At 71.8% G+C, this 23,046-nt stretch carries 21 protein-coding genes; 12 read left to right on the top strand and 9 right to left on the bottom strand.

The window, feature by feature from the left end; genetic code table 11:
- Positions 1-6: 6 nt before the first annotated feature.
- The 4 genes from IF11_RS0127480 to IF11_RS0127465 all read right to left on the bottom strand — a co-directional run bounded on the left by IF11_RS0127480 (position 7) and on the right by IF11_RS0127465 (position 3,256).
- Positions 7-678, bottom strand: a complete 672-nt coding sequence (locus tag IF11_RS0127480) for a hypothetical protein (protein ID WP_030354433.1) — start codon at positions 676-678, stop codon at positions 7-9.
- A complete protein-coding gene (locus IF11_RS0127475; RefSeq protein WP_030354432.1) occupies positions 666-1,328 on the bottom strand; it encodes a SigE family RNA polymerase sigma factor in 663 nt (220 codons plus the stop codon). The genes IF11_RS0127480 and IF11_RS0127475 overlap by 13 nt, the downstream gene beginning before the upstream one ends.
- 202 nt (positions 1,329-1,530) lie before the next feature.
- Entirely contained in the window at positions 1,531-2,457 is a 927-nt protein-coding gene (locus IF11_RS0127470; RefSeq protein ID WP_030354431.1) for an HhH-GPD family protein, read from the bottom strand.
- Between the two features lie 148 nt (positions 2,458-2,605).
- The gene (locus tag IF11_RS0127465; RefSeq protein WP_051746282.1) at positions 2,606-3,256 is read right to left on the bottom strand and encodes a phosphatase PAP2 family protein; all 651 of its coding nucleotides are present in this window, start codon (positions 3,254-3,256) and stop codon (positions 2,606-2,608) included.
- A gap of 177 nt (positions 3,257-3,433) precedes the next feature.
- On the opposite strand from IF11_RS0127465, the gene IF11_RS0127460 reads away from it, so the two are divergent.
- Positions 3,434-4,309, top strand: a complete 876-nt coding sequence (locus IF11_RS0127460; RefSeq protein ID WP_165840614.1) for a hypothetical protein — start codon at positions 3,434-3,436, stop codon at positions 4,307-4,309.
- A gap of 93 nt (positions 4,310-4,402) precedes the next feature.
- Here the strand turns inward: IF11_RS0127460 and disA are convergent, their stop codons facing one another.
- A complete protein-coding gene (disA, locus tag IF11_RS0127455; protein ID WP_030354428.1) occupies positions 4,403-5,527 on the bottom strand; it encodes a DNA integrity scanning diadenylate cyclase DisA in 1,125 nt (374 codons plus the stop codon).
- A gap of 44 nt (positions 5,528-5,571) precedes the next feature.
- Positions 5,572-6,981, bottom strand: coding sequence for a DNA repair protein RadA (radA, locus tag IF11_RS0127450; protein ID WP_030354427.1), 1,410 nt, complete (start codon positions 6,979-6,981; stop codon positions 5,572-5,574).
- A gap of 231 nt (positions 6,982-7,212) precedes the next feature.
- Between radA and IF11_RS0127445 the strand changes: the two genes are divergently transcribed.
- Positions 7,213-9,069 (top strand): sigma-70 family RNA polymerase sigma factor, encoded by a 1,857-nt coding sequence (locus IF11_RS0127445; protein ID WP_063759249.1) that lies wholly within the window; start codon positions 7,213-7,215, stop codon positions 9,067-9,069.
- A 6-nt stretch (positions 9,070-9,075) separates the two neighbouring features.
- Here IF11_RS0127445 and IF11_RS0127440 read toward each other — a convergent pair whose 3' ends face one another.
- Positions 9,076-9,945, bottom strand: a complete 870-nt coding sequence (locus tag IF11_RS0127440; protein WP_030354425.1) for a DUF3109 family protein — start codon at positions 9,943-9,945, stop codon at positions 9,076-9,078.
- 40 nt (positions 9,946-9,985) lie between these two features.
- On the opposite strand from IF11_RS0127440, the gene IF11_RS0127435 reads away from it, so the two are divergent.
- The 4 genes from IF11_RS0127435 to ilvD all read left to right on the top strand — a co-directional run bounded on the left by IF11_RS0127435 (position 9,986) and on the right by ilvD (position 14,408).
- Positions 9,986-10,918 (top strand): Ppx/GppA family phosphatase, encoded by a 933-nt coding sequence (locus IF11_RS0127435; protein WP_030354424.1) that lies wholly within the window; start codon positions 9,986-9,988, stop codon positions 10,916-10,918.
- 22 nt (positions 10,919-10,940) lie between these two features.
- Positions 10,941-11,834: a sugar phosphate isomerase/epimerase family protein gene (locus IF11_RS0127430; protein ID WP_051746281.1), complete on the top strand. Its 894-nt coding sequence runs from the start codon at positions 10,941-10,943 to the stop codon at positions 11,832-11,834.
- 5 nt (positions 11,835-11,839) lie between these two features.
- A complete protein-coding gene (locus tag IF11_RS0127425; RefSeq protein WP_030354422.1) occupies positions 11,840-12,442 on the top strand; it encodes a TetR/AcrR family transcriptional regulator in 603 nt (200 codons plus the stop codon).
- Positions 12,443-12,557: 115 nt separating this feature from the next.
- A complete protein-coding gene (gene ilvD, locus IF11_RS0127420) occupies positions 12,558-14,408 on the top strand; it encodes a dihydroxy-acid dehydratase (protein WP_030354421.1) in 1,851 nt (616 codons plus the stop codon).
- A gap of 91 nt (positions 14,409-14,499) precedes the next feature.
- Here ilvD and IF11_RS0127415 read toward each other — a convergent pair whose 3' ends face one another.
- Entirely contained in the window at positions 14,500-16,869 is a 2,370-nt protein-coding gene (locus tag IF11_RS0127415; RefSeq protein WP_030354420.1) for a serine/threonine-protein kinase, read from the bottom strand.
- A gap of 125 nt (positions 16,870-16,994) precedes the next feature.
- Here IF11_RS0127415 and IF11_RS0127410 point away from each other — a divergent pair, with 125 nt between their 5' ends.
- The 6 genes from IF11_RS0127410 (at position 16,995) to proC (ending at position 21,369) form a co-directional block, all read left to right on the top strand.
- The gene (locus tag IF11_RS0127410) at positions 16,995-17,354 is read left to right on the top strand and encodes a hypothetical protein (protein WP_030354419.1); all 360 of its coding nucleotides are present in this window, start codon (positions 16,995-16,997) and stop codon (positions 17,352-17,354) included.
- A 67-nt stretch (positions 17,355-17,421) separates the two neighbouring features.
- A complete protein-coding gene (locus IF11_RS0127405; protein ID WP_051746279.1) occupies positions 17,422-17,964 on the top strand; it encodes a hypothetical protein in 543 nt (180 codons plus the stop codon).
- A gap of 63 nt (positions 17,965-18,027) precedes the next feature.
- A complete protein-coding gene (locus IF11_RS0127400; RefSeq protein ID WP_030354417.1) occupies positions 18,028-18,774 on the top strand; it encodes a class I SAM-dependent methyltransferase in 747 nt (248 codons plus the stop codon).
- A 32-nt stretch (positions 18,775-18,806) separates the two neighbouring features.
- Positions 18,807-19,574 (top strand): ABC transporter ATP-binding protein, encoded by a 768-nt coding sequence (locus tag IF11_RS0127395; protein ID WP_030354416.1) that lies wholly within the window; start codon positions 18,807-18,809, stop codon positions 19,572-19,574.
- The gene (locus IF11_RS0127390) at positions 19,571-20,410 is read left to right on the top strand and encodes an ABC transporter permease (RefSeq protein ID WP_030354415.1); all 840 of its coding nucleotides are present in this window, start codon (positions 19,571-19,573) and stop codon (positions 20,408-20,410) included. The genes IF11_RS0127395 and IF11_RS0127390 overlap by 4 nt, the downstream gene beginning before the upstream one ends.
- Positions 20,411-20,559: 149 nt before the next feature.
- Complete coding sequence (proC, locus tag IF11_RS0127385; protein WP_030354414.1) at positions 20,560-21,369, top strand: pyrroline-5-carboxylate reductase; 810 nt, start codon at positions 20,560-20,562, stop codon at positions 21,367-21,369.
- A gap of 45 nt (positions 21,370-21,414) precedes the next feature.
- On the opposite strand, the gene trpS is transcribed toward proC, so the two are convergent.
- Positions 21,415-22,413, bottom strand: coding sequence for a tryptophan--tRNA ligase (gene trpS / locus IF11_RS0127380; protein WP_030354413.1), 999 nt, complete (start codon positions 22,411-22,413; stop codon positions 21,415-21,417).
- Positions 22,414-23,046: the final 633 nt, after the last annotated feature.

Here is a 23,046-nt window from a genome sequence, read left to right as displayed (position 1 = left end):
CAGCTCTCAGTTCTGACTCGTCGCCGGGGGCGCGGGTGCGGGTTCGGCCGCGTCGCCATTGCCCACCGCTCTGCTGTAGTCGTTGCGCACGCGGTAGCGCTCGCTGAACTTGGTGTCGGCCCAGCTGTACGTCACGACGTCCTCGCCGGACGGGAAGGACAGCGGATCGCCCTTCGCGTACACCTGCTGGGTGACGACCAGCTCGCCGCGGTCGATCGTCGCGTAGACGGCCGGTTCCTCCGCCGCGAAGACGTTCTGGTACTCCTCGTTCCGCTGGCGGAACACATACGTCCCGACGCCCACCGAGTCACCGCACGTCATCACGTTGATCACCAGATCGGGCGCGGTACCGCCGGTCAGATTCCCGTACGAGGTGTCCACCGGGTACGTGTCCTCGCCGCACGGCTTGAGATCGGCCTTGACCCGCGGGCTGACCGAGGGGTCCTTCCTGAGCAGCGCCACCGCGTTGACGGTCTTGGCGGGGGCCGACGCGGACACCCGGGGGGTGGGCGCGCGGCGCTCCACGGGGGAGGTCACCGCCGCGCCCTCGTCCCTGGTCCCCGTACCGCCGGTCGAACAGCCGGACGCGAGCAGGGCGACGGCGGCGAGCGCGGACAGCGCCGTACCCACCGCGAAGGATCCGCCCCCCGCCCGCCCCGGGTCTCTCAGGCCGCGCACCTCTCCCGCCCCCGCTCCTCATGACCGCCGAGGCCGCCGCGTGTGCCGCGAGCGCCCCGACCGTCACCCCTGTCGCTCCCGCCGCTCCTGCCACGACGGAGATCCGACCGCTCCGGCGCATGGACCTCCAGGTCCTGGCCGGCCGGTTCCCGGCCGGCGAGTTCCCGGCTCTCCAGCTCCTGACGGAGCCGGGCCAGCGCGCGGTGCAGTGTGCTCTTTACGGTACCCGCCGACATGCCGAGCGCGGCAGCCGTCTCCTCCGTGCTCATCTGCTCCCAGTGCCGCAGCACCACCACGCTGCGCTGCTTGGGCGCGAGCACCCCCAGGATGTCCATCAGCAGCGCCCGGTCGGCGCGCTGCTCGGTGCCGTCATCGATGCTCGCGTCGGGCAGCTGCTCGGTGGGGACCTCTTCGAGCTTGCGGGCGCGCCACCACTCGGTACGCGTGTTGATCATGACGCGGCGCAGATAGGCGTCGGCGAGCGACTTGTCGGCGATGCCGTCCCAGCGCCCGTACGTACGGGCCAGCGCGGTCTGGAGCAGGTCCTGCGCGTCGACGGGGTCGGGCACGAGCCGCCGGGCGCTCCGCAGCAGGGCCTCCTGCCGGGTACGTACGTACTCCTCGAATCCGAGCACCTCGCCCTGCGCCATGCCAACCGCCTCCGACCCCGTGACCATCCATGCCGTTCGCTTACAGCACCGAAATTACGGAGCGCTTGTCACGAGGGTGTGCGGGACAGCCGTCGGCGGACGCACGGCTGTCCATCGGTTGTGTAACGGCGGAGGTGACGGTCAGCGCGGCCAGGGCCTGTCCGGCGGATCTTCGCGGGCCGAAGATCCCCCCCAACAGGCCCTAGGCCCGGCTCTGCGGCAGCCGGTAGACCCCGTTCTCCATCGGCTCGACCAGCCCGTCGGCGACCAGCCCGTCCAGCGCCCTGGTCCGCTGCACCGGCTCGTCCCAGACCGCGTCCAGGACCACCTGCGGCACCGGCGCGACCGCCTCGCGCAGTACGGCGAGGAGCTTGCCGCGCACCTGGCGGTCGGTGCCCGCGTACGTCTGGCCGCGCCGCGCGGGGCCCTCGTACGCCGGCTTCCCGGCCAGCCGCCAGGCGCACCGGTCGGCGATCGGGCAGCGTACGCAGCCCTCGTTCTTCGCCGTGCAGATCAGCGCGCCCAGCTCCATGGAGGACGCCGCCCAGCGCGCGGCGGTCGGCGCGTCCTCGGGCAGCAGCGAGCGCGCCAGCTTGCGTTCGGCGGCGGTGGTCGCGTTCGGCGGGTACTGGACACCGGCCACGGCGCGCGCGAAGACACGGCGCACATTCGTATCGAGCACCGCGTGCCGCTGTCCGTACGCGAACGAGGCCACGGCCGCGGCCGTGTACTCGCCGATCCCGGGCAGCGAGAGCAACTGGGCGTGCTCGCGCGGTACGTCGCCTCCGTGCCGCTCCGTTATCGCCTGCGCGGCGCCGTGCAGCCGCAGCGCGCGGCGCGGATAGCCCAGCCGGCCCCAGGCGCGGACCGCCTCGCCGGGGGCCTCGGCGGCCAGATCGGCGGGGCGCGGCCAGCGGCTGAGCCACTGCTCGTACACCGGGAGCACCCGGTTCACCGGGGTCTGCTGGAGCATGAACTCGCTGACCATCACCCCCCAGGCGCCCGCTTCGGGGCGGCGCCACGGCAGATCGCGCGCGTTCGAGTCGAACCACGCGATGACGGGGGTGTGGAGGGCGGCCGGATCGACGGCGGTCGGGGAGGACGCGGTGTGCGCGGAGATAGCAGTCATGGCAGCTCCGATCCTGGCATGTCCCGGGCCGTGGAGGGCGCGGCAGGCGCGGGCGGGGCCGAGGTGTCACGCGCCCGGTCCCGCGCGCGCCCCATGTTCGCCCCCGCCCGCCGGGTCCCTCACGCCCCCCTGGTCACGCCACGCTTGCTCACACCCGCTCGGTCACGGCCACATGATCGGACGTACGGGCCGGGTGTCCCGGCCCGGCGAGCAGGAGGGCCAGACTCGACCCGCTCGTCCGCATCGTCCCGACCAGCGCGTCCACGGGCCGCGCGGCCGCCAGGACCACGAGCGTCGCCACCACGCCGCCGAACACCAGCCCCACCGCCACGTCGTGCGGATAGTGGACGCCGACGAAGACCCGGGAGAACGCCATCAGCAGCGCCATCGGGACGGTGAGATACGCGAGCACGGGACGGGCGAGGGCCAGCGCGATCGCCGCCGCTCCGGCGATCGTGGCGTGGTTGCTGGGGAAGGACCAGTCGCCCACCGGCGGGCAGGGGATGAGCGAGGCCCCGGCTCCGGCGACTGCCCGGCACGGCCTCTCCTCGGTCAGCGCCGACTTGGTCAGCTCGCTGCACACATACGCGACGGCGGTCGCCAGCGGGGCGAGGACCGCCACGGCCACGGCGCGTGCGCCGGCCGGTCGCGCGTACCACCAGACCGCTATGAAGAGCACGCCGAACAACAGCAGTCCGGCCTCGGTCCAGAGCTCTGCCAGGTGTTGGAACCAGGAGGGGGTCGTACGGGCGAAGTCGGTGATATCGCGATAGAGATCGCTCGTTGCGCTGCTGTTCATGGGAAGAACGTACAGAGATCATCGGGAGTTCCCCTCACCCGATGGCCGGGGTGCACCCCTGACGAAAGGAGAAGTCCTGGTCACCGGCGCCCGCTCCGTGATGATGATCCGTAAAACTTGCGAGACGGGCGGCATGGGGGGCGGGAGTTGGCGCCGATCTCTCGTACAGTTTGCGCCGTGGGATCTTTGCGCAATCCGGTCGGGCCGCTTCCCTCCACCATCTACTGGCGACGGAGGGCAGTAGCGGCGACGCTGATCGCGCTGCTCGCCTTGCTCGTCGTATGGGTCGTCACGTCCCGTGGGGGTGACGGCAAGAACAGCGGGGACACGGCGGACGGCGCCAACCCGGCGACGTCCATCACGCCGGGCCCCTCCGGTTCCGGGCCCGCGATCAGTGAACAGCCGGGCGGACGCGACGAGTCGGGCTCGACCGACGGGACCGGCGGCGGCCAGGGCGGTACGGACGGCGGCGCCGACGACGGCAAGAACGGCGACACCGGCGGCGCCGGCGGGGCCGGTTCCGGCGGTACGGACGGCGCGGCGAACACCGGCGGCGCGAGCGGCGGCGGTTCGGCGGGCAGCGGCAGCGGCAGCGGCGGTGACGGCGGATCCACCAGCTCCGGCCGGCAGGTACCGTCCGGCTCCGGACTGCCCAACTGCCCGCCGAGCGCCCTCACCCTGCGGCTCACCACGACGAAGGTCGCCTACGCGCCGGGTGAGAAGCCCGCGTTCCGGCTGATCGCCACGAACACCTCGGACACCACCTGCAAGGCCGACTTCGGACCGAAGGCCGTGGTGCTGACGATCACCAACGCGGACGGCGACGAGGTCTGGTCGTCCAAGGACTGCCCGAAGACCGGCGGGGTGCTCTACGAGGTCCCGGCGGGCGGCGCGATCACCCGCACCATCGAGTGGGACCGCAGGCAGAGCGCGCCGCAGTGCGCCACGCCGCCCGCGGGGGCGGTGGGCCCCGGAACGTACCTGGTGGAGGCCAAGACCTCGGGCGCCTCGGTGAAGCAGGGCCAGGCGTCGATCCGGCTGGAGAAGGACTGAGAGGGCCTGTCCGCACAGGCGCATACGGCGGCGCCCCGACCCGGGTGAGGGTCGGGGCGCCGCCGTCATGTACGTACGCCGCTGAGGGCGCCGCTATACGTAGCGCTCCAGGATCGAGGACTCCGCCAGCCGCGACAGTCCCTCGCGCACGCTGCGGGCCCGTGCCTCGCCGACGCCGTCCACCGTCTGCAGATCGTCGACGCTCGCCGCCAGCAGCTTCTGGAGTCCGCCGAAGTGCTCGACAAGCCGCTCGATGATGGCGCCCGGCAGCCGCGGCACCTTGGCCAGCAGCCGGTAACCGCGCGGCGAGACCGCGGAGTCGAGCGTCTCGGGCGCGCCGCTGTAGCCCAGCGCCCTTGCCACGATGGGCAGTTCCAGCAGCTCGGGATGGGTCAGCGAGTCCAGCTCGCCGAGCGCCTCGTCGACCGTACGGGAGCGCTTCGCGGTCGGCTCGGGGACGTAGTCCCGCGCGACCAGATCCCGTTCCGGCTCCACGCCCGCGATCAACTCGTCCAGCTGGAGCGAGAGAAGCCGGCCGTCGGTGCCCAGCTCGACCACGTACTCGGCGATCTCCGTGGCGATCCTGCGCACCATCTCCAGCCGCTGCGCGACGGCCGTCACATCCCGGACCGTCACCAGATCCTCGATCTCCAGCGCGGAGAGCGTGCCCGCGACCTCGTCGAGCCTGAGCTTGTACCGCTCCAGGGTCGCCAGCGCCTGATTCGCGCGCGACAGGATCGCCGCCGACTCCTCAAGGACCCGGCGCTCCCCGTTCACGTACAGCGCGATCAGCCGCATCGACTGCGACACGGAGACGACCGGGAAGCCGCACTGCTTGGACACGCGGTCCGCCGTGCGGTGCCGTGTGCCCGTCTCCTCGGTGGGGATGGACGACTCCGGGACCAGCTGGACGCCGGCCCGCAGGATCTTGGTGATGTCCTTGTCCAGGATGAGCGCGCCGTCGAGTTTGCACAGCTCGCGCAGGCGGGTCGCGGTGAACTCCACGTCCAGTACGAAACCGCCCGTGCACATCGACTCGACGGTCTTGTCCATGCCCAGGACGATCAGACCTCCGGTGTTACCGCGCAGGATCCGCTCCAGGCCGTCGCGCAGCGCCATGCCCGGCGCGACAGCGCTCAGGGAGGCGCGCATCAGCGCTTCGTTGCCGGAGCCCGCGCCGGACTTTCCGGGCGCTGATGCCCGGTCGTTGGCTGCCACTGCACTCCTCCGGCTCGTACGGATGGGCGAGACCAGGGCAAAGTCTACCGGCGAGCGTTGTCTTCCCGTGGGGCGTCCGCGCGACCGCGGCGCGGCAGCACCCTGAGAGCATCACCCATGTCGGCGACTTCTGTGACCTTCATACCGGCCGGGATCTTCCCCGGATCGGTGGGAACAAGCGCCTGCGTGAAGCCGAGACGGTGGGCCTCGGCAAGCCGGCGCTGGACGCCCGTAACCTGTCTGACCTCGCCCGCGAGCCCGACTTCACCGATCGCGACCAGGTTCTTGGGCAGGGGCGTATCGCTGGCCGCGGACGCCAGCGCGAGGGCGATCGCGAGGTCGGCGGCGGGCTCGGTGAGCTTCACCCCGCCGACCGTCGCGCTGTAGATGTCGCGCTTGCCGAGCGCGCTGATCCGGCCGCGCTGCTCCAGCACGGCGAGCATCATCGAGACCCGGGAGGTCTCCAGGCCGGAGGTGGTGCGCCGGGGCGAGGGGATCTGCGAGTCGACGGTCAGCGCCTGCACCTCGGCGACGAGCGGCCGGCGCCCCTCCAGCGTGACGGTCAGGCAGGTGCCGGGGACGGGCTCGTCGCGCCGGGTGAGGAACAGCCCGGACGGGTCGGCGAGGCCGGTGATCCCCTCGTCGTGCAGCTCGAAGCAGCCGACCTCGTCGGTCGTCCCGTAGCGGTTCTTGATCCCCCGGACGAGCCGCAGCCTGGCGTGCCGGTCGCCCTCGAACGACAGCACGACATCCACGAGATGTTCGAGCAGCCGAGGCCCCGCGATCGCGCCGTCCTTGGTGACATGCCCCACCAGGAGCGTGGACATGGCGCGCTCCTTGGAGGCCCGGATGAGCGCGCCCGCGACCTCACGGACCTGGGCCATCCCACCCGGCGCGCCCTCGATCTCGGGCGAGGCCACGGTCTGGACGGAGTCCAGGATCAGCAGCGACGGCTTGACCGCGTCGAGATGACCGAGGACCGCGGAGAGATCCGTCTCCGCGGCCAGATAGAGATGGTCGTCGATGGCCTTGATCCGGTCGGCGCGCAGCCGCACCTGGCTGGTGGACTCCTCGCCCGTCACATAGAGCGTGCGGTGCTCGTCACTGGCCGACTTCGCCGCGACATCCAGCAGCAGCGTCGATTTGCCCACGCCCGGCTCGCCCGCGACCAGCACGACCGCGCCGGGCACCAGCCCGCCGCCGAGCACCCGGTCCAGCTCGTCCACGCCGGTGGAGCGCGCGGTGGCCGTACGGGCGTCGACCTGGCCGATCGGCAGCGCGGCGGTGGAGACCCGGCCCGCCGCCGTGGTCCGCACCGCGGGCGCGCCGTACTCCTCGACCGTGCCCCACGCCTGGCATTCGGGGCAGCGGCCGAGCCATTTGGCGGTCGTCCAACCGCACTCGGTGCAGCGGTAGGACGGCCTGTCCTTCGCGGATTTCGTACGGGCAGCCATGGCGTCACCGTATAGGGGTGCACTGACAGCGCCGACCAGGGAGACGCGCCGGCCCCGGAGCGGGAGCGGAGAAGGAGGGAGGGAGGAGGGAAGAAGGGGCGTCGAGGGGGTGGGGAACTCATCGAAACGCGCGATTCCTGTCCCCTTTTGAGGGATACATTCACCCGTAAGGATTAAATGTGCTCAAGGGGTGTGAAGCGTGTGGGTCCCTCTGTCTAACGTCGCCGGGTGATGAGCCGCAGCCCCGACACCTCCACGCACACCACCGGCGCACACCGCGCGCCCCGTCGTGCGCCCCATCCGGTGCCGCACCACCAGGCCGCGCGTTACGAGCCCTATCTCGACGGTCTGTTCACCTACTGCCTCTCCGTGCTGTGCGACCACGACGTCGCGACCGAGGTACTCGGCGAGGTGCTGTCCATCTCCGAGCGGCAGTACGGCCGTTGCCCCTCGGATGCCGGGGAGCGCAAGGCGTGGCTGTACGCGCTCGCCCGCTGGTCCTGTCTGCGCAGACTCACCGAGCAGCGCCGCAGCCGACTGGGGGCGCACGCGACCCAGCGCGAGCCGGAACCCACTCCGGCGGGGGCGCTCGCGCCGGAGACCGCCGAGCGCCGGCGGCGTGAACTCGCCCTGCTGGCCTGGCCGGAGGCCGCCGGTACGACCCCCGAGCAGCGCGAGATCCTGGAGCTGGCCGTACGCCACCAGCTGGGCCCGGCCGAGGTCGCGGCCGTGCTGTCCATGGAGCCGGCGGCGGCCCGCGAACTGCTCGCCTCCGCCGCCTGCGAGGTGGAACGCACCCGCGCCGCGCTCGCCGTCGTCGACACCGGCGACTGCCCGTCCGTCGCCCGGCTCACCGGCGATCACCAGGTGCTGCTCTCCGCCGCGCTCCGGCGCGAACTGGTCCGGCACGTCGACGACTGCCCGCGCTGCCGCCGCGCCGCCGAGCGCGCCGAGGCGGCCGGACCGTGGCCGGGGTCGCGCCCCTCGTCCCTCTCGAACACGAAGCCCTCGAACGGAGCCGGCGCGCGATCCGCCCCGCCCGCCGTGCTGCCGCTCGTCGAGGCGCCGAGGGACGCCACGTACGCGGCGATGGACCGGGCCCCCCGGGCGCGGGCCGCGGCGCCGCGCTTCGGCCGCAACGGCTTCCCCATGGACCCGAAGGACCGCGCCGCCCGCCGGGACCGGCTGCGGGCGCGGGCCGTGACGACCACCGTCGTGGCGACCGTCGTCGCCGCTCCCGTGCTCGCCCTCTGGGCGGCGTACCGCGGCGCGCCGGAGGCCGGGGACGGCCACGACGGTTCGTCGGTCAGCGCCGGCGCGACCGAGGGCCCGCCCGGGGCGGACGGGAAGCCGCGCGAGCACTACGAGATCGCGGGCAGCGCCCAGGAAGGGCCGGGGTCCGGTCATGGCTCCGGCGACGGCCGGGGCGGGGAGGGCACCGCACCCGGCGTCTCGGTCGAGGTCATCAGCGACGGCCTGCCCGTCCCGCCGACCCTGCCGGGGCAGCCGGCCCTCGGCAGGCTCTCGGCCGAGGCGCAGCCCCACGGCGACACGACGCTGATCACACTCAGAGCGTCCGGCGGCGCGCCGGTCTCCTGGACGGCGGCGACGAAGGCCCCCTGGCTCCGGCTGAGCCGCCACTACGGCACGCTCGCGCCCGGCGAGTCCTTCACCGTCCGGGTCTTCGTGGACCACCGGCGCGAGCCGTCAGGAACGTGGAGCGCGCGGGTGGCGATCTATCCGGCGGGATCCGTGGTGAAGATCTACGGCTACGGCTCCAGACCGCCGTCCTCGGGACACGCGGGCCCGCCGGGGCACCCCGCGCACCCGGGCCACCCCGGTCACCCCGGTCACCCGGGACACCCCGCGGATCCCGGCCCCGGCGGGCCGACGCGACCTGCCCCTTCCGACCCCGGTTCGTCCCACCCCTCCGACCCCGGTCCTGGGCCGGGTCAGGGGTCCCCGGATCCGACCGGTCCGACCGATCCCGGTACCGGAGGGCCCGTCCCCGGCGATCCGGGGCCGTCCGACCCGCCCCCGGACCCCTCGGCCCCGGGCTCCTCGGACACCAGCACCCCGGGAGGCTAGGGCCCCTCAGGGGTGCCGCGCCGGATCCGCCGGATGCGGTGCCACCAGCGGAAGCTCGCTCGCCACGCGCTGCTCGCACAGCTCGGCCAGCCGGTCGTACCCCTCCTTGCCCATCAGCTCGGTCAGCTCGGGCCGGTACGTCTTGTACACCGGCTCGCCCGCGCCGTGCGCCGAGGTCGCCGAGGTGCACCACCAGTGCAGATCATGGCCGCCCGGCCCCCAGCCGCGCCGGTCGTACTCACCGATGGACACCTGGAGCACGCGCGTGTCGTCGGGCCGCTCGATCCAGTCGTACGTACGCCGGACCGGCAGCTGCCAGCAGACGTCCGGCTTCGTCTCCAGCGGCTCGCGCCCCTCGCGCAGCGCCAGGATGTGCAGCGAGCACCCGGCGCCGCCCGCGAAGCCCGGACGGTTCTGGAAGATGCAGGAGCCCTCCCAGCGGCGCGTCTGGCGCTCGCCGTCGTCGTCCGTCTGCGTCCAGCCGGTGGTCGTGCCCTCCTCGTGGAACTGCCAGAGGTCCGGCGTGAGCCGTGCCACATGACCGGCGACGCGCTTCTCGTCGTCCTCGTCGGAGAAGTGCGCGCCCAGCGTGCAGCAGCCGTCGTCGGCGCGGCCCGCCTGGATGCCCTGGCAGCCGCTGCCGAAGACGCAGCTCCACCGCGAGGTGAGCCAGGTCAGATCGCAGCGGAAGACCTGCTCGTCGTCGGCGGGATCGGGGAATTCGGCCCAGGCACGGGCGAAGTCCAGCCCCTTCTCGTCCGGGAGGTCCCCGGCGTTCCGGGGCGTGCGTGAGGAGGTGCTCACGGCCTCCTCCTGCTGGTACTGCTTCTTCGGGCCCTTGGCTTTGCCCGGCTTCGCCTTTTTCGTCTTTGGCACGGGTCCAGCGTATGCGCGCGGTCGCAGTAGCGTTCCGTTCATGAGACTCGGAGTCCTCGACGTCGGTTCGAACACGGTTCACCTGCTCGCGGTGGACGCCCACCGCGGCGCCCGTCCGCTGCCCGCGCATTCGCACAAGGCGGAGCTGCGGCTCGCGGAACTCCTCGACGAGGACGGCGCGATCGGGCCCGACGGTGTCGACCGGCTCGTCTCGACGATCGCCGACGCGCTCCAGGCCGCCGAGGACAAGGGCTGCGAGGACGTCCTGCCCTTCGCGACCTCCGCCGTGCGCGAGGCCAGCAACGCCGATCAGGTCCTCGGGCGCGTCAAGAGCGAGACCGGCATCGATCTGGAGGTCCTCACCGGCGAGGAGGAGGCCCGGCTCACCTTCCTGGCCGCCCGCCGCTGGTTCGGCTGGTCGGCCGGGAAACTGCTCGTCCTGGACATCGGCGGCGGCTCGCTGGAGATCGCGTACGGAATCGACGAGGAGCCGGACGCCGCCGTCTCCCTGCCCCTGGGCGCGGGCCGGCTGACCGCGGGGTGGCTGCCCGGCGATCCGCCCGACCCCATCGATGTGAAGGCGCTGCGCCGCCACGTACGCGCGCGGATCGCCCGTACGGTCGGGGTGTTCTCGCGGTTCGGCAGCCCGGACCATGTGGTGGCGACGTCCAAGACCTTCCGGCAGCTGGCCCGGATCGCCGGGGCCGCGCGCTCCGCCGAGGGGCTGTACGTACAGCGCGAACTGAGCCGTACGTCACTGGAGGAGTGGGTGCCCAAGCTGTCCACGATGAGCGCGCTCCAGCGCGCCGCGCTCCCCGGTGTCTCCGACGGCCGCTCGTCCCAGCTGCTGGCGGGAGCGCTGGTCGCGGAGGCGGCGATGGACCTGTTCGGGGCCGAGTCGGTGGAGATCTGCCCCTGGGCGCTGCGCGAGGGCATCATCCTGCGGCGCCTCGACCAACTCCCGACCACGTAGAGGGTGCCCGTACGCTGTCTCCGTGGCAGAACCTGTGGTGCGCATCCCGGATGCGAAGGTCGCGCTCTCGACGGCTTCGGTCTATCCGGAGTCCACGGCGACGGCCTTCGAGATCGCCGCACGCCTGGGGTACGACGGCGTCGAGGTCATGGTCTGGACCGATCCCGTCAGCCAGGACATCGAGGCGCTGCGCCGGCTCTCCGACTATCACGGGGTGCCCGTACTGGCCGTGCACGCGCCCTGTCTGCTGATCACCCAGCGGGTGTGGTCGACGGACCCGTGGGTGAAGCTCCAGCGGGCGCGGGCGGCGGCCGAGAAGCTCGGCGCCTCCACCGTGGTCGTGCATCCGCCGTTCCGCTGGCAGCGGCAGTACGCGCGTGACTTCGTCACCGGGATATGGCGGATGGCGGACGAGACGGACGTACGGTTCGCTGTCGAGAACATGTACCCGTGGCGCTACCGCGACCGGGAGATGCTCGCCTACGCGCCCGACTGGGACGTGACCAAGTACGACTACCGGCACTTCACCGTCGATCTCTCGCACACCGCGACCGCCCGCACCGACGCCCTGGCCATGATCGGCCGGATGGGCGACCGGCTGGGGCATGTCCATCTCGCGGACGGCAACGGGTCGGCCAAGGACGAGCATCTGGTGCCCGGCCGGGGTACGCAGCCGTGCGCCGAGCTGCTGACGGGGCTGGCGGGCAGCGGATTCGACGGGCATGTCGTGATCGAGGTGAACACGCGGCGCGCGATGTCGGCCGCGGAGCGTGAGGCCGATCTGGCGGAGGCGCTGGCGTTCGCCCGGCTGCATCTGGCCTCGTCGGCGCCTTCGCCCGCGCCGTCCCCCGCGTCTCCGGCGTCCCCGGCGACCCGGTCGGAGCCGCCCTCGTCTTCGGGAGTGCGCCGGTCGTGAACGGCATGGCTCCGCGCCGCCGTGGCCGCCCCGCCCGCAAGGCGGCCGACACCGGCCCCAGCGCACAGCAGAAGATCCTCGACGCCGCCCGTACGGAGTTCGCCGAGCGCGGGTACGACAAGACCTCCATCCGGGGCATCGCCAAGGCGGCCGGGGTCGACCCTGCGCTCGTCCACCACTACTTCGGTACGAAGGACGAGGTCTTCGCGGCGGCCATCGAGGTCTCCTTCGAACCGGCCCTGATGGTGCCCGCGCTGCTGGCCGGCGGACCGGACGGCATCGGGGAGCGGCTCGCCCGCTACTTCATCGGCGTCTGGGAGAACCCGGTGACCCGGGCCCCGCTGCTGGCGGTCATTCGCTCCGCGCTGACGCACGAGGCGGCGGCGAAGGTGCTGCGTACGTTCGTCCTGCGGCGGCTGCTGGAGCGCGTCGCGGAGGATCTCGACGTACCGAACCCGACGTTCCGCGCCGAGCTGGCCGCGTCGCACATGCTCGGGATCGCGTTTCTCCGCTATGTGATCAAGGCGGAGCCGCTGGCGTCGGCGGACACCGAAGAGATCATCACGATGGTGGCGCCCACGCTTCAGCGCTATCTCACCGAAGCGTGATCCGACCGCCTGACCGAAAGCTGAACAGCCGTTCCGTATGCCGGACGCGTTGTCCAGATCTTGGATCCGGGGCGTACGCTCAAAGAAGTCATTTCTGCTGAAGGAGCGAGCGACGATGCCCGAGCTGAGGTCCCGCACTGTCACCCACGGCCGCAATATGGCGGGCGCGCGCGCCCTTATGCGGGCATCGGGCGTAGCGAGCGAGGACATCGGCAAGCCGATCGTCGCGGTGGCCAACTCCTTCACCGAGTTCGTGCCCGGCCACACCCACCTCGCGCCGGTCGGCCGGATCGTCTCCGAGGCGATCAAGGCCGCGGGCGCCGTGCCGCGCGAGTTCAACACCATCGCCGTCGACGACGGCATCGCGATGGGCCACGGCGGAATGCTCTACTCCCTGCCGTCCCGCGATCTGATCGCCGACTCCGTCGAGTACATGGTCGAGGCGCACTGCGCGGACGCGCTGATCTGCATCTCCAACTGCGACAAGATCACCCCGGGCATGCTGATGGCCGCGATGCGCCTCAACATCCCCACGGTCTTCGTCTCCGGCGGCCCCATGGAAGCCGGCCAGGCGACGCTGGTGGACGGTACGGTCCGCAAGCTCGACCTGATCAACGCGATCTCGGACGCGGTCAACGAGAGCGTCTCGGACGAGGACATCCTCCGTATCGAGGAGAACGCCTGCCCGACCTGCGGTTCCTGTTCCGGCATGTTCACCGCCAACTCGATGAACTGCCTGACCGAGGCCATCGGCCTCTCCCTGCCCGGCAACGGCTCGGTGCTGGCCACGCACACGGCGCGCAAGGCGCTGTACGAGAACGCCGGCCGCACGGTCGTCGAGATCACCAAGCGCTACTACGAGCAGGACGACGCGACGGTCCTGCCGCGCTCCATCGCCACCCGCGCGGCCTTCGATAACGCCATGGCCCTCGACATCGCCATGGGCGGCTCCACCAACACCATCCTCCATCTGCTCGCCGCCGCCCAGGAGGCCGAGCTCGACTACGACCTCGCCGACATCGACGCGGTCTCGCGCCGGGTGCCCTGCCTGGCCAAGGTCGCGCCCAATGTGGCCCCCGGCGGCACGTACTACATGGAGGACATCCACCGGGCCGGCGGCATCCCCGCCATCCTGGGCGAGCTGTACCGCGGCGGTCTGCTCAACGAGGACGTGCACACCGTCCACTCGCCGAGCATCAAGGACTGGCTGGAGACCTGGGACGTCCGCGGCGGCTCACCGTCCGACGAGGCGGTCGAGCTGTGGCACGCGGCCCCCGGCTGCGTCCGCTCCGCCGAGGCCTTCTCCCAGTCCGAGCGCTGGGACACGCTCGACACCGACGCCGCGGGCGGCTGCGTCCGGGACGTGGCCCACGCGTACTCGAAGGACGGCGGCCTGGCGGTGCTGAAGGGCAACCTCGCCGTCGACGGCTGTGTGGTGAAGACGGCAGGCGTCGACGAGTCGATCTGGACGTTCGAGGGCCCCGCCGTCGTCTGCGAGTCGCAGGAGGCCGCCGTGGAGAAGATCCTCCGCAAGGAGATCGCCGAGGGCGATGTCATCGTCATCCGCTACGAGGGCCCGCGCGGTGGCCCCGGTATGCAGGAGATGCTCTACCCGACCTCGTATCTGAAGGGCCGGGGGCTCGGCAAGTCCTGCGCGCTGATCACGGACGGCCGTTTCTCCGGCGGTACGTCGGGCCTCTCGATCGGCCACGCCTCCCCGGAGGCGGCCTCGGGCGGCACGATCGCGCTGGTCAACGACGGCGACCGGATCCGGATCGACATCCCGAACCGCACGATCGAACTCCTCGTCACCGACGACGAACTGGCGACCCGCCGCGAGGCGCTGAACGGTGTGTACGCCCCGGCCTCCCGCGACCGCAAGGTCTCGGTGGCGCTGCGCGCGTACGCGGCGATGGCGACGAGCGCGGACAAGGGCGCGGTGCGGGACGTCTCGCGCCTGGGCTGACCGCTCTCAGTTGCGTACGTACATGGCCGTGCGCCCCGGATCCCGCTGGAGGGACCGGGGCGCACGGCTTTCCGTGTCTCTTGAGGAGTGGCTACCAGCGGTCCGGCCGCCGGCTGTCGACCGCGAAGACGGACCCGTCGGGCGCGGTGGCGAAGACCGCGCCGGGCTCGGTGACGGGCGCGGGCAGGGTGGGCACGAGCGTGTGGGGCCCGTCGTCCATCCGCGGTTTCGTCTGCCCGAGCAGTACGCCGCGCTCGGCGTCCACGGCGAGCAGCCGGCCGTCGCCCGCGCTCAGATAGACACGGTTCCCGGCGGCGGTGGGCTGTGACGCCCGGGTGACCGACGTCTCCAGCCGCCAGCGCACGCCGGCGCTTTCGCTTCCGCCGCCGTGACCGCCGGATCCGGCGGTCTCGACGGCGAGCAGCGAACCGGTGTACCCCATGACATAGACCGTGTCACCGGCCACGGTGGCCTGCGCCTGGTCGACCGGCGTGGGCAGCGGGACGCGCCGTACGGTACGGGTCGACGCGTCGAGCCGTACGACCTCGTTCGTATAACCGTCGGCGTCCACGGAGAGCAGGAACAGCGCGTCGCCCGACGCGCCCGCCGGGGTCAGGCTGCCCGTCAGGCGCTTCTCCCAGCGCACGGCGCCGTCGGCCGGATCGATGGAACTCACCTCGGTGGCCCCGCCGTCGGACGACGGTGTCGCCGCGAACAGCGGACCGTCGCCGGTGGGGGAACCGCCGGCCGCCGTCCAGACGGTGCCGGTCCCGCCGCGCTGCCGGCTCCAGCGCTCGTCCCCGGTCGCGCTGTCCAGGGACCGTACCCGTCCGTCGTAAGCCACGAGCAGCACCGTGTCACCGACATGACGGACGGAGGCGTACGAGGAGAGGGCGATGGACCAGCGCTCGGCGCCCGAGTCCGGATCGAGCGCTTCCAGCCGGGCGCCGCCGGGGCTGATGACCTGCAGCAGCCCGCCCGAGAGAACCGGCGCCGCGTCGACGTCGGCGTCCGCGCCGGCCTTGTCGCCCTTCACGGACCAGTCGAGGTGACCGTTCCGGGGATCGAGCCTGGCCGCCTTGATGCCGGGAGCCGAGCAGTAGACGGCCGCGTCGGCGGCCGAGCAGACGGGGATCCGGTTCTCGCCGCCGCTGTCGGGCAGCTTGATGTGCCAGGGCTGAAACGCCCCGCCGGGCCCGGCCGCTTCCGGCCGCGCGGGGGCGGCGGCGCCGTCGTCCGTCATGGCGCGTACACCGACGAAGCCGGCCGCAGCGACCACGGCCGCCAGCACCACACCGATCGCCGCCCAGCGCCTGATCTGTCGACGGGGGCGGGGGCGGGACGCGGGCCGGCCGCTCCCCGGCTCGGCGTTGAGAGGCTCCGGGCGCTCCGCGCGCACCTGGCCCTCCGCACCTTCCGCGCCCTCCGCGTTCTCCAAGGGCCTGATCCGGAGCTGCCGCGTCCGGGACCGGGCGGGGCGCGCATGGGTGGCGGGGTCCGGATCCGCGCTCTCGGCGGGGTCAGGACCGCGCTGCGCCGGTACGAGCGGACTCGCCCCGAGGGGACCAGCCGCGAGCGACGACGTCTGCGCGCCGTACCGGCCGTCCGCGCCGTGCCGCCTGTCCGTACCCGGAACCGACGACGGGCGCAGCGCGGCCGTCATCTCGTCCGGCGTCGGCCGGTCGGCCGGCTCCTTCGCCAGACACCGGGTGATCAGCGGCAGCAGCTTCTCGGGGACCCCCGCCAAGTCCGGCTCGTTGTGCACCACTTGGTACGCGACGATGTACGGGCTGTCGGAGTCGAACGGCCCGCGCCCGGTCGCCGCGTGGACCAGCACCGCGCCCATGGCGAACACATCGGCGGCGGGGCCGACTTCACGCGGCCGCTGGAACTGCTCGGGCGCCATGAACGGCGGTGTGCCGATGAGCTTGCCCGTCTCGGTCCGCAGATCACTGTCCGTCGGGCGCGAGATACCGAAGTCGATGACCTTGGGGCCGTCCGACGCCAACAGGACATTGCTGGGCTTGAGATCGCGGTGCACCACACCGGCCCGGTGGATGTCCCGCAGCCCCTCGGCCAGCCCCGCGCCGAGCCTGATCAATTCCTCGGCGTCCAGCGGGCCGTTCCGCTTCACCCGCTCGGAGAGGGTCGGGCCATCGATGAACAGGGTGGCCATCCAGGGCCGTTCGGCCTCCGGATCGGCGTCCACGACGGGCGCGGTGAAGGCGCCGCTCACCCGGCGGGCGGCCGCGACCTCCTGCCGGAACCGGGCTCTGAACTCGGGATCCGACGCATGGTTGGTATGGATGACTTTGACAGCGAGACGCAGCCCGGAAGCGGAGGTGGCCAGATGGACCACGCCCATTCCGCCCGATCCCAGGGCTGATTCGAGCAGGTAGCGACCGGCGTAATCCGGACGCTCCGCTTCCGGGGCCGACCCGGTATTGCGCAGTGGTGGCATCGCCCACCCCCGTGTATTCGTGCGCAAGCGCGACGCACGGAGCCTAGTCGATGATGCGTGCTATCAAGCCATGGGTTGCTAGCCTGCGCGGCGCAGAGTACGCACCTTCAAAGGGGGAGGACCGCATGGCAGTCGAAGAGGTTGAGAACGGCGTGAGGAATGCCGGTGAGACGTCGGCCGAGACGTCCGCGGGGGCATCATCCGCCGAGACGGCGGTGGCCGTGGAAACGCTGGCGGCGAAGCGGTACGCGGTCCACCCGGACTACCGCGTGAACGTCCGCAGCGGCCCCGGCACGAACTACTCACTCGTCAAGGTGCTTCCGTACGGCGCGAGTGTCCCGATCAACTGCCAGAAGCCCGGTGAGTGGGTCACCGGCCCGTACGGGACGACGAACCTGTGGGACAACATCGCCAACGGACAGTTCGTCTCGGACGCGTATGTCTACACGGGCAGCAGCGGCTATGTCGCGCCGCGCTGCGCCTGACCGGGTCTGATCGGGCCTGACAAGGGCCTGACCGGGCCCCGTGACGCACGCCGGGGATAATCGCCACGTGAGCGAGCACCCCGTACACCCCGTACACCCCGTACCCCCCGAACAGCGCGGTCACGGCGGCCCGGAGCCCGAGGCCATCCGTTTCTTCGGTACGACCTGGGTCGGCCACGACGGCGGCTACGCACTGCGCCGCGTCGTGGTCGCCGCGGGCTCCCTCGTCGCCACCGTCGCGGCCTGCTTCGCGCTGCGCTTCGCGTACGAGGGGCTGGAGATCGCGGACGTGGGCGCGTTCGTCGGGGTGCTCGTCATCGCGGTCTTCTCGGTGTGCGGCGCCATCGCGTTCCGCGGGACCTGGGACGGGTTCCAGCGTCGCCCGGCCGATCCGGCCCGCGAGGAGTCCCTGCGCAGCGTCAGGACGATCGGTTTCATCGGCTCGCTCGTCGCGTACTTCCTCCGCTCCCTCGTCGAGGCCCCGGGCGAAGGGCTGCGCCGCCGGGAGTACGAGACGGCCGTCGTCCAGTACGAGCGCCGCCGCAGCGCCCGCGCCGGAAACCCGGCCGCCCGCGGCGGGGGCAACGGCAGGAAGCCCAAGCGCAAGTAGGCCACGGACCCGCGGCGGTGCCCGGACCCCCGGCCCGCGCCCGGCCTCCGCCAGGATGGGCGCATGACCGAACGCGCCCTCTCTTTCGACGCCGTGGCCGACCAGTACGACGAGGCCCGCCCCGGCTATCCGCCCGCCCTCTTCGACGCCGTCGAGGAGCTCACCGGCCGCCCGCTCAAGGGTTCCCGCGTCATCGACGTGGGCGCCGGCACCGGTATCGCCACCCGCCTCCTGCGCGCACGCGGCGCCCTGGTCACCGCAGTCGAGCCCGGACCGGGGATGGCGGCCCGGCTGCACCGCGCCGCCCCCGATGTTCCGCTCGTCCGAGCTGTCGGCGACGCGCTGCCCCTCGCCGACGGCTGCGCCGACCTCGTCACGTACGCCCAGTCCTGGCACTGGACCGACCCGGACCGCTCCGTTCCCGAAGCCCTGCGGGTCCTGCGGCCCGGCGGCGCGCTCGCCCTCTGGTGGAACATCTCGGACGGCGATGTGCCCTGGATCGCCGCCCAGGACGAACGGGTGCGCCGCTGGGCCGACGACGTGCACCACGGCGCCCACAGCGCCACCGGTCGCGCGCGGTATCTGCCGGCCGCGATGGACCGCGCGGAGCGCCGTATCACCTGGACCCGCCGCGTCACCCTCGACACCCACCTCGCCAATCTCGGCAGCCACTCCGTCTTCCGTACGCGCGGTGAACAGGCCGCGGCCGACTTCCTCGCGAACGAGCGGACGGAGCTGCTCACGCACTTCCCGGACGGGACCGTCGAGGAGGCATATGCCGTCGAGCTGACGGTCACCGTCCGCGCTTGACGGGCGCACCGGCCGCGCCCATTATTCATCGCATGATGAATTTTGATGAGGGTGCCATCCGTGCCCGCGGTCTCACCGTCCGGCGTGGCGACCGCACCGTCCTGCGCGGCCTCGACTTCGGCGTATCGCCGGGCCGGATCACCGGCCTGCTCGGCCCGTCCGGCTGCGGCAAGTCGACCCTGATGCGCGCCGTCGTCGGCACCCAGGCCAAGGTCACCGGCACCCTGGACGTCCTCGGCCTGCCCGCGGGCGACGGCGCGCTGCGCGCCAGGATCGGCTACGTCACCCAGGCCCCGTCCGTCTACGACGACCTGACGATCCGTCAGAATCTCGACTACTTCGCCGCCGTCCTCGACCCGGGACGGGCCCGCCGCGCCGCCCGCCGCGAAACGGTCACGCGGGCCATCGGAGACGTCGACCTCGCCTCGCACGCCGACTCACTCGCGGGCAGGCTCTCCGGCGGCCAGCGCAGCCGGGTCTCCCTCGCCGTCGCCCTGCTCGGCACCCCCGAACTGCTCGTCCTCGACGAACCGACCGTCGGCCTCGACCCCGTACTCCGCCGCGACCTGTGGGACCTCTTCCACCGCATCGCCGCCGAACGCGCCGCGACGATCCTCGTCTCCTCCCATGTCATGGACGAGGCCGAGCGCTGCCACCGCCTCCTCCTCATGCGCGACGGCGAGATCCTCGCCGACGACACCCCGGACGCCCTGCGCGCCCGTACCCGCACGGAGACCGTGGAAGCGGCCTTCCTCCACCTGGTCGACGAGGCCAACGCACTCCAGGAGAGCGCCCGATGACCACCACGACCCCCGGTACGACGACAGCCCCCGGCACGAAGACGCCGTCCCGCACCACCGCGGCCCCGATGTCCGCCGCCCGCACCCTGGCCACCGCCGCCCGCGTACTGCGCCAGCTGCGCCACGACCCGCGCTCGATCGCGCTGATGATCCTCGTCCCGTGCGTGATGCTCTTCCTGCTGCGCTACGTCTTCGACGCTTCCCCTACCTGCGATGGGGAGACCCCATGCCCGCCCTCAACCTTCGACTCCATCGGCGCCTCGCTGCTCGGCATCTTCCCGCTGATCACGATGTTCCTGGTGACCTCGATCGCCACCCTGCGCGAACGCACCTCGGGCACCCTGGAACGCCTGCTCGCCATGCCCCTGGGCAAGGCCGACCTGATCGCCGGGTACGCCCTGGCCTTCGGCCTGCTCGCCATCGTCCAGTCCGTCCTCGCCACCGGCCTCGCGGTCTGGGCCCTCGGCCTGGAAGTGGTGGGATCCGCCTGGCTGCTCCTCCTGGTCGCACTCCTCGACGCCCTGCTCGGCACGGCGCTCGGCCTCTTCGTCTCCGCGTTCGCCGCGTCCGAGTTCCAGGCGGTGCAGTTCATGCCCGCGGTGATCTTTCCGCAGCTCCTGCTCTGCGGCCTCTTCACCCCGCGCCCGAACATGCAGCCCGTCCTGGAGGCGATCTCCAACGTGCTGCCGATGTCCTACGCCGTCGACGGTATGAACGAGGTCCTGCGCCATACGGACGTCACCGGCGACTTCGTGCGCGACACCGTGATCGTCGCCGGCTGCGCCGCGCTCGTGCTCGCCCTGGGCGCGGCGACCCTCCGCCGCCGTACGGCATAGAAGCCCGGGGCCCTCCTGCCGACGCGCCGCCGCCGTACCGCCACTCGGACAGCTCCCGCGCGGCCCCCGGCCCCGGTGCGAGGATGGTTCAGGAAGGACAGCAGCAAGGAAAAAGCAGCACCCATCCCCACCGGCGAGGTGACCCCGCAATGCCCCAGACAGTCGCAGTCCTCGGTACCGGAAAGATCGGCGAGGCCCTGCTCAGCGGCATGATCCGGGCCGGCTGGCGGGCCGCCGACCTGCTGGCCACCACCCGCCGCGCCGACCGGGCCGAGGAGCTCCGCAACCGGTACGGCGTCGAGACCGTCACCAACGCGGACGCCGCCAAGCGCGCCGACATCCTCATCCTCGCCGTCAAGCCGCAGGACATGGGCAAGCTGCTCGACGAACTCACCCCCCATGTCACCGCCGACCGCCTGATCATCAGCGCCGCCGCCGGTATCACCACCGCCTTCATCGAGGAACGCCTGACCGCCGGCACCCCCGTCGTACGCGTCATGCCCAACACCCCCGTGCTGGTGGACGAGGGCATGTCCGTCATCTCCGCCGGCAGCCATGCCCTCGCCGTCCATCTCGCCCACGCCGAAGAGATCTTCGGCGGCGTCGGCAAGACCCTCCGCGTCCCCGAATCCCAGCAGGACGCGGCCACCGCACTCTCCGGCTCGGGCCCGGCGTACTTCTACTTCCTCGTCGAGGCGATGACTGACGCCGGCATCCTCCTGGGCCTGCCCCGCGCCCAGGCCCATGAACTGATCGTCCAGGCCGCCATCGGCGCCGCCGTCATGCTGCGCGACAGCGGCGAACACCCCGTGAAGCTCCGGGAGGCCGTGACCTCCCCGGCCGGCACCACCATCAGCGCCATCCGGGAGCTGGAGAACCACGGTGTACGGGCTGCCCTGATCGCCGCGATCGAAGCGGCGCGCGACCGCAGCCGCGCCCTGGCCACCGGCAACGGCTGACGGTCGGCGGACGCGGCTGCTCCTCGGATCACGTCAGATCACACCTCAGCCCGCGGGCAGCAGCCCGATGGCCCGATAGGCCGCGTCGACCACCGGGCGGGCCATACCCCTGGCCCGCTCCGCTCCCTCCTTCAGTACTCCGTCGACGTAACCGGGATCCGCGGCCAGCGCCGCGTGCCGCTCCCGCAGCGGACGCAGCAGCTCGACCACCGCCTCCGCCGTGTCCTTCTTGAGCGCGCCGTACGAGTCGTACATACCGGCCAGCTCGTCCGGACTCCCGGTTCCGCACGCCGCGAGGATCTCCAGCAGATTGGCCACCCCCGGTTTGGCCTCCGGGTCGTATGCGACCTCCTGCCCGCTGTCGGTGACGGCCCGCATGATCTTCTTCCGCGCCACATCGGCGTCGTCCAGGAGATAGACGATCCCCGCGCCGGACTCGTGCGACTTGCCCATCTTCGACATCGGATCCTGGAGATCCATGACCCGTGCGGCCACCGGCGGCCGGGTGGCCCGCGGCACGACGAACGTATGCCCGTACCGCTGGTTGAACCGCACCGCGAGATCCCGGGTCAGCTCCACATGCTGCGTCTGGTCGTCACCGACCGGCACTTCGTCCGTGCGGTACGCCAGGATGTCCGCGGCCATCAACGCCGGATACGACAGCAGCGAGAACCGCACGCTCTCCCCGGATGCCAGCGCCCGCGCGCTCTTCTCCTTGTACTGGATCATGCGCCGCAGCTCCCCGTCGGTCGCTGTGCACTCCAGCAGATACGAGAGCCGCGCGTGCTCGTCCACATGACTCTGTACGAAAACGGTGCACAGGGCGGGATCCAGCCCGGCCGCCAGCAGCAGCGTGGCGGCCTGCCGGCTGAGTCTGCGCACACGGGCGGGATCGTGTTCGACGGTCAGAGCGTGCAGATCCACCACGCTGAACAGCGCGTCGGCCCGGTGCTGATCGACCTCGACCCATCCGCGCACGGCCCCGAGGTAGTTGCCCAGTGTCAGATGCCCTGTCGGCTTGACCCCGCTGAAGATCCGCGTCATCTCTCTCTTCACCCTCCGGATCGGAGCCGCCGCCGTCAGCGGCCGGCTCCCGGAGGGGGAGAAACGCGAACGGCCGCCGAGGCGGCGGCCGTTGAGTGCACACGCGTGTGGGCGGCCGCCGTCAGGCGGCCCACCACTGAAGGATGCACGCGTGCGTTGTCATGGCCCTCAGAGTAGCGGCCGAACCCTCAAGTTGACACGCCAAACACAGATCCGTAATGTTCTCCGAGCTGTCCGACGTGAGCACCGGTCCAGGCCGGTCCCCGGACAGTCATTCTGCAGGACCCACTACAAACGAGCGACCACTGGTGTCGCATTGTTTTGCGTGAGCCTTTGCGAATGAGGAATCCGCGTTCGAAGGGATGCGGCCCCGATTAGCGTCGGAGCAGCAGATTCCGCTAAAGTCTCACTCGTCGGAACGGCCCAACGGCCGGGACGACAAGCCCACTCTGACTGGGAATCAGGCCCGAAAGGATCTGATAGAGTCGGAATCGCTGGAAAGGGAAACGCGAAAGCGGAAAACTGGAAGGCGGTCCCGCTCCGACGGGGAATCGGACACGAAAGAGTCTGATAGAGTCGGAAACGCAAGACCGAAGGGAAAAGCCCGGAGGAAAGCCCGAGAGGGTGAGTACA

The organism is Streptomyces scopuliridis RB72 (assembly GCF_000718095.1).
Classification (GTDB): domain Bacteria; phylum Actinomycetota; class Actinomycetes; order Streptomycetales; family Streptomycetaceae; genus Streptomyces; species Streptomyces scopuliridis.
The sequence above is the reverse complement of the archived record's forward strand: the minus strand, read 5'-3'. Positions and strand labels throughout refer to the sequence as shown.